Source organism: Mycobacterium sp. IS-1590, from assembly GCF_001500025.1.
GTDB lineage: Bacteria > Actinomycetota > Actinomycetes > Mycobacteriales > Mycobacteriaceae > Mycobacterium.
The window spans coordinates 168,192-174,407 of sequence record NZ_LQIW01000004.1; the positions used below are offsets into that span (position 1 = coordinate 168,192).

Here is a 6,216-nt window from a genome sequence, read left to right on the forward strand (position 1 = left end):
CCAGTTGGCCCTCGGACGTCGGTTCAGTCGGGCCCTGTGCGACCAACGGGGCCGGTCGCAGCGACTTCCAGCCGTGACCACGATCCGGGCAGTGTCAGCGCTCGGTCTCAACCTGCGGTCAGGACCAGCGCCATTACGCAGGCCAAAACGACTGCGGCTGTCACGCCATAGGCGATCGTGCCGGTTCTGCTCAACCGGAACTCGCCCATCAGATCGGAGTCACGCGCGACGCCGATGATCACGCCCAGCAAGGGGATGAGCAGCACGGCATTGAGGACCTGTGTGGCGACGAGAATGGTAACCAGAGGCGCACCGGGAAGCAGGACGACAACCGCACCGAGCACGGTGACGACGCCGAACGTGAGATAGAACGTTCTCGCCGTCCGGAAGGGATCGTTGAGGGCGGCTTCGGCCCCGGCATACTCGCACACCGAGTAGGCCGTCGACAACGGCAGAATGGACGCGGCCAGCACGGCGGCGCCGATCAACCCGATCCCGAACAGGGTCGAGGCCCACTCACCGGCGAGCGGCTGCAAGGCCAGGGCAGCGTCTGCGGCATCGGCGATGGAGCGACCATCGCGGTGAAGTGTTGCCGCGCAGGCGACCACGACGAAGAAGCCGATGACGCCTGTCAGCAGGGCGCCGGTCACCACGTCGATGCGTTCCAGTCGCAGATCTTCGATCCGCAGCTTCTTGTCGACGGCATACGACTGGATGAACGACAGTCCCCACGGCGCGAGCGTCGTGCCGACGGTGGCGGTGACGATCGCCAAGGTGTCCCGATCCGCGGGCATCGTCGGTATCAACAGACCGTGTGCCGCGGCCCCCCAGTCGGGATTAGCGAGTATCCCCGAAGCGATGTAGGCGAGAAACACCGTCGACAACAGCAGCAGGAAGTGCTCGACGCGGTGGAAGCTTCCGCGCAGCACCAGCGTCGAGACGAGCAGTGCTGCGACGGGGACACTGAGGTCGCGACTGACACCGAAGAGCTCGAAGCCCGCTGCGATACCCGCGAACTCGGCACATGTCGTTCCGATATTGGCGACGACCAGCGTGATGAGCACCCCGCCGCCGACGCGTACGCCGTAGCGTTGGCGCACCAGTCCGATCAATCCCTGCCCGGTGACCACGCCCATGCGGGCGGCAAGGGCGTGGAACATCACCAAGGCGAGAGTGGACAGCAGCAGAACCCACAGAAGTTGATAGCCGTAGTCGGCGCCGAGTACCGAGTAGGTGGTGATACCGGCGGGATCATCGTCCGAGAGGCCGGCGAGCAGCCCGGGACCCACGACTGCGACCAGTGCGCCGATCGCCAGCCGGCCCGCTTCGTCACCGTCACGACTGCTCGTGTCGTCGACGTGGCCACACCCCGGAGCGAAGAAAGCGCCGATTTCTCAACAATGGCGCGGTGGACAGCCGCTCCCTCCACCGGGTGGCATGGCCCGTCGGCATCGCGGCGACAACGTCGGCGGCCCTGGTCTGGGGCAACGCTCGCAATATCCGTTCAGCGTCGACGGGGTGGCTGGCCTGGATGATGTCGGCGGCCTCCGTGGCTTCCTTCGTACCGAGAACGTCGACCGCAGAAGCGGTGTCGAGACGCGCTACGAGTGCCGCCAGGCCGCGGGAATCCAATAGGTGAATCGCCGACCGGGGCGTGCTCAACGCAACGGCATGGCCCCGGTCGGAGGTCAGGTGCAGGTCTGTCCATGCGACGGCGTCACTTGATAGTCGTCTGGACAGCCAGCCAAGGCCTAGGCGACGCAACACGGCATCAAACCCGACCTCGACACCCACGACCTCCAGCCGGCCGTCACGTCGACGGGCGAGCACTACATCGGCCACACGTGTGAGTCGCTGCCCGGTGATGTCGACGATCTGTGTATCGAGAACGTCTCGCACCAACAGGATTTCATCGTCTGCCAAAGGCCCGGCAGCGGCAAGCGAAGGTTCCCCGTCGGTGTTGAGCTGAATGTGCTGTGGGTGAGCGAAATTGGCGGTGTGGCACGGTACAAGCACATCGGCTCCTCGCCGCCGGGACACCACGAGGTGTTCTGCGAGGGGCAGCCCGGCATCGCCGTTCGGGCGGGCAGTCACGTCGGCGATGCGGCCGATCGCGCAGCCATCGGGGCCGAAGACCTCACGACGTACGATTCTGCTGAGCAGCAACACGTCAGCGGCGCACCTCGAGCATCAACAAAGACCGCGCTTCAGCCCGCGGCCCAGGTTTTGGCCTGCTCCAGCTCGTCGAGGCCGAAGAGCGCCATCTCACCGGGAACCATCCAGGCCAGTGCGTGCAGTGTATGGACAACCCACTCCTTATCGGTGACCACTGCGATCCGTTTGAAGGCCGAATGATGACTTATCAATGCGCCGAAGCCCAGTTTGAGATCCTCGACGAGCCCACCGGGTCCGAATCCCTCGTAGGTGGGCGCGATGATCTCGACGATGCGCACCTCGTCACCCTGCAACCTCTGTTCCATTTCGGGCTTGAAGTCCCGTAGATCCTCACCGCTCAACCGGCCGGACACCCGGAAGCCGATCACACCATCGGGCATGTTCGGCAGCACTTCGATCATCGAACGGTCTCCTCTCGGCGAAGTGACTCTGTCCGATTCGAGCCACCGCTGCGTGCCGTCAGCATCGACTCCAGCATGAGCCGGCGCTCGGCGGCCGCGACGGTGCGCCGCGCCGCGGTGACCGCATCCGGGTTGACCGACACCGAGGTGATACCCATCCGCACCAGATGCTCGGCGAAGGCAGGCTTTGTCGACGGCGCCTGACCGCACAACGACGAGGTGATGCCGAATTTGCGTGCGATGCCGACGATTTGGCCGATAGCGTCGAGGACAGCCGGATCGGACTCGTCGAAAAGCTCTGCGCAGATGTCGGAGTCGCGGTCGACGCCGAGCGTCAACTGGGTGAGATCGTTGCTGCCGATCGACACGCCGTCGATGCCCATGCCGATGTACTCCGGAAGCCAGTGCACGACCGAGGGTACCTCCGCCATCACCCATCGATGCAAACCCCGCTGGTGGCCGAGGGGGCTGGAGTCGACGAGGGCGAGGCACTCCTCGAGTTCCCACCGCGTCCGCACGAACGGGATCATCAGGTGCAGGTTCGGGGATTGTTCGCGGATGCGCGCCAACGCCAGGAGTTCGAGGGCGAACAGGTCGGGTTCTTTGACGTAGCGGTAGCAGCCGCGGTAGCCGATCATCGGGTTGTGTTCCACCGGCTCGTACGATTCGCCGCCGACGAGGCCGCGGAACTCGTTACTGCGGAAGTCGGTTGCCCGGTAGACGACGGGACGCGGTGCGAAGGCGGCAGCGATGCGGCCCACCGATTCCACCATCTTCTCGACCAAGCTGTCCTGTTCGCCGCGGGCGATGAGATCACGCGGATGACGACCTCCGAGCGCTTCGGTGAGCATGAACTCGGCCCGCAGCAACCCCACACCGTCGACGTTCTGCGCGGCGACGGCCTCGGCGTTGTCGGGCATCGCCATGTTGACGTAGATCTTGGTGCCGGTCACCTCTTCAGCCGCTGCCGACACCACTTGAGGCTGCGCAGTGACGGTCACTGCGGGGCCGGCATCGACACGGCCGGCGAGGACGCGACCGTGGGTTCCGTCGACGGTGACGGTCGTTCCGTCGTGGAGATCCTTTGTCGCGCTGCGTGCCCCGACGATGCACGGCACCCCGAGCTCGCGAGCGACGATCGCGGCGTGACAGGTCATGCCGCCGGTATCGGTGACCAGTGCCGCCGCCCGCCGAATGGTCGGCAGCCAATCGGGATTGGTCATCTGGGCGACGAGGATCTCGCCCTCGAGCAGCCGATGCCCCTCATCGGGGGTGTCGAGCACACGGACCTTGCCGACCGCGGTTCCGGGCGCCGCGGCCAGACCGCGGGCGAGCACGGCATGCTTCTCCGACGACGGCGCCGCGGTGTGCTTCAACGTGGTGATGGGGCGCGCCTGCACCAGAAAAGTCTGGCCGTTCTCGATCGCCCATTCGGTGTCCTGCGGGCAACCGTTGTGCCGCTCGGTCGCTATCGCGAGGCCGGCGATAGCGCGCAGTTCGTCGTCATCGAGCACCCGGGCGTCGGCCTGCGCCTCGTCGAGGTCGACGTTGGTGTCGTTCCCATCGGGACCGCGCACGATCTTGAAGGCCTTGTGGCCCAACCGGATATCGAGGACGTCAAGGCTGTCTTTGGCGATGATGTAGGTGTCGGGCTCCACCATCCCCGAGACCACGACCTCACCCAGACCGAAGGCGCCCTCGATGACAACTCGGTCCTCGGCGCCGTTACTGGGGTCGGCGGTGAACGCCACACCGGCCTTGTCCGAGTTCACCATCCGTTGCACGACGACCGCCATCGCCGGGTCGGCGGTGAAGTCTCGGCTGGCGCGGTAGGTGACGACTCGCGGGCTGAACAGCGACATCCAACAGCGCAGGACGGCGCCGACGAGCGCCTCGCGACCGCTGACGTTGGTGATCGTGGCGTTCATGCCGGCGAAAGACGCGTCTCGGCCGTCCTCCCCGGTCGCCGACGAGCGGACCGCCACGACGGCGTCACGGCCGAGGCGGTCATAGAACGCGAGGATCCGGTCGCGAACGTCGTCGGACACACCGGCCTTGTTCACCAGAGCCTGCATCCGCTCGCACATCTCGGAGAGCCTGGCGGTGTCGGCGGCGTTGGTCATCGCTTCGCGGTGAAGCGCCGACAGTTCGGTGTCGACACCGGCCGCTCGCATCGAATCCCGATAGCAGTCGCGGAGCAGGACGAAGCCGGGTGGGACAGGCAACTTCGCCGCCACGAGTTCCCCCATGTTTGCGCCTTTACCGCCGGCTTCCTCGGCGTCGGCGATTCGCAGTGTCGAGATGTCGCGGACGTAGTCGTCGATGGTCATGCGGACAGCCTCGCGCGGTGGGATCGCCCGGCGTAGCGTCCGAGGGCCGTACCCGATGGGCTGAGGGTCATCGACTCGTAGGGCCGAAAGTCCCTGAAGGGCTCTCCGGGGCGATTCTCGATGACTTCCTGCCCTACCGGTGCGCCGCGCCGAGCAGTCAGATGGGTGACGTGAAGACACCGGTGACCATTGACCCGCGTTTGTACGATGCCGCTCTGTTCGGTCTCGACAGCCTCGTCAGCGGAGCCGCGTCGACGGTCACGCTGGCCAAGAAGCTGAATGACGCGGGGATCGGGACGGCCCTCTACTCCACGAGTCGAAGCCGCGACCACGCCACACCCTTCGGGGATCTGGAGGATCTGTTCACCGTCGGCGTCGACGGCGTCGTCGCAGAGGCGCTCGGCTCACCCGAACAGCTCCATCCCGCAGTCCTGCTGGAAGCCAGCGCCGGCCTCGGCGTGGCACCTGAGCGCTCGGTGGTCTTCGAAGGCAGCGAACTCGGCGTGCGGGTCGCGCGGCAAGGCGGCTTCGCACTGGTCGTGGGTGTCGCGCCGGCCGGATCCCATGAGGTCCTGTTGTCCAGTGGCGCCGACGTCGTGGTGTCGGACGTGGACGAGGTGTCCGTGCGCTCCGGGGACAGGCGCATCTCGGACCTGCCGAATGCCCTCGACACCTACGGTCAGCTGATCACCGCCATCGACGGCAGGCGGCCGGTCGTGTGCCTCGACTTCGACGGCACCCTGTCGGAGATCGTCTCCGATCCCGACGTCGCCGTCCCGGTCGAGGGTGCCGCCGAGGCGTTGGCGGCGATGGCGCAGCAGTGTCCGGTGGCCATACTCAGTGGGCGCGATCTCGCCGATATCCGCGTGCGCGTCGGTGTTCCGGGCGTTTGGTACGCCGGCTCACACGGATTCGAGATGGTGGGGCCCGACGGCACGGAGTATCGCAACCACGACGCCGCGGCGGCGGTCCCCGCGCTGCAACAGGCCGCCGAGGGGCTATCGGACCGATTGGGTTCGATTCCCGGTGTGTACGTCGAGCGCAAGCGCTATGCCATCGCGGTGCACTACCGCAACGCTTCTGAGGACTGCGTGGCCGAGATCGTCGCCACCACCCACGAGTACGGCACCCGCTTGGGCCTCCGCGTGACGACGGGGCGCAAGGTGGTCGAACTGCGCCCCGACATCGATTGGGACAAGGGTTCGGCGCTGAAGTGGATACAAGACCAACTGTCGTCGGACAGCCGTTTGATCCCGATCTACATCGGCGACGACCTGACCGACGAGGACGCCTTTGACGCGCTTCGGGCA

5 protein-coding genes are annotated in these 6,216 nt (G+C 66.2%); 1 reads left to right on the plus strand and 4 read right to left on the minus strand.

Annotated elements, in window-relative coordinates; translation table 11 throughout:
* Positions 1–107: 107 nt before the first annotated feature.
* Genes AU197_RS05705 through ppsA form a run of 4 tightly spaced genes read right to left on the minus strand, consistent with a single transcriptional unit; the run spans position 108 to position 4,906 of the window.
* On the minus strand, positions 108–1,289 hold the full coding sequence (locus tag AU197_RS05705) for an NRAMP family divalent metal transporter (protein WP_231744837.1): 1,182 nt from the start codon (positions 1,287–1,289) through the stop codon (positions 108–110).
* Positions 1,290–1,335: 46 nt separating this feature from the next.
* Entirely contained in the window at positions 1,336–2,169 is an 834-nt protein-coding gene (locus AU197_RS05710) for a PRC-barrel domain-containing protein (protein ID WP_064401543.1), read from the minus strand.
* Between the two features lie 38 nt (positions 2,170–2,207).
* Positions 2,208–2,576: a SpoIIAA family protein gene (locus tag AU197_RS05715; RefSeq protein WP_064401544.1), complete on the minus strand. Its 369-nt coding sequence runs from the start codon at positions 2,574–2,576 to the stop codon at positions 2,208–2,210.
* Complete coding sequence (gene ppsA / locus AU197_RS05720) at positions 2,573–4,906, minus strand: phosphoenolpyruvate synthase (protein ID WP_064401545.1); 2,334 nt, start codon at positions 4,904–4,906, stop codon at positions 2,573–2,575. The genes AU197_RS05715 and ppsA overlap by 4 nt, the downstream gene beginning before the upstream one ends.
* Before the next feature lie 161 nt (positions 4,907–5,067).
* Here ppsA and otsB point away from each other — a divergent pair.
* A partial coding sequence (gene otsB / locus AU197_RS05725; RefSeq protein WP_082696519.1) for a trehalose-phosphatase occupies positions 5,068–6,216 on the plus strand: 1,149 nt, incomplete at its 3' end.

Coding starts and splice junctions, on each gene's coding strand:
- ppsA (WP_064401545.1), bottom strand. CDS start 4,906: ATGACCATCGACGACTACGTCCGCGACATCTCGACACTGCGAATCGCC.
- AU197_RS05715 (WP_064401544.1), bottom strand. CDS start 2,576: ATGATCGAAGTGCTGCCGAACATGCCCGATGGTGTGATCGGCTTCCGG.